1 protein-coding gene is annotated in these 597 nt (G+C 46.9%); it reads left to right on the top strand.

Annotated elements, in window-relative coordinates; translation table 11 throughout:
* Positions 1-597, top strand: a 597-nt coding sequence (locus tag A3739_RS08480; RefSeq protein ID WP_197472206.1) for an XdhC family protein, incomplete at both ends; no start/stop codon positions are given.

Here is a 597-nt window from a genome sequence, read left to right as displayed (position 1 = left end):
GCTGAAATAGAGCTTATGATCGAAGAGTTTTCATGCTCTGAATCCAAGCATGAAACGCGTGGTATTACTCACGTTAAAGAACTGGTAAGAGCGATAGACGAAGGCCGTGAGGTCTGGCGTTCGGTGCATTTTGATTCTTCGTTGGTAGGCTTTGAGACCCGCTCTGGTAATGAAAAATCATACTCAGTCGTTAATCGTTTAGCCGATAAAGTAAAGCTCAGATATGATCGTCCAGATCGCTTATTGCTTATCGGATTGAGTGATGTATCACTTGCATTGTTACCACTGGCAGAAAGTATTGGATACGAGGTTCAGATCTGTGATCCGAGACACGAGCATGTTGCGCGACAGACGAGTGCGCAGGATATAAGTGTCGTGTCTAATGTGCTTCCCGATGACTTGGTTTATGCATCTTACATGGATGAGAATTGCGCGATTGTTGCGCTCGCACATGACCCTAGAGTAGATGATCTGGCGGTCTATGCGGGACTACAAGGGCAGGCTCATTTTGTCGGTGCAATGGGATCCCAGCGCAATGCTTTACTGCGTCAGAATCGTCTGCAGGCACTTGGTTTGTCATCCGATTTACGTCAGCGA

The organism is Oleiphilus sp. HI0067 (assembly GCF_001635735.1).
The sequence above is the reverse complement of the archived record's forward strand: the minus strand, read 5'-3'. Positions and strand labels throughout refer to the sequence as shown.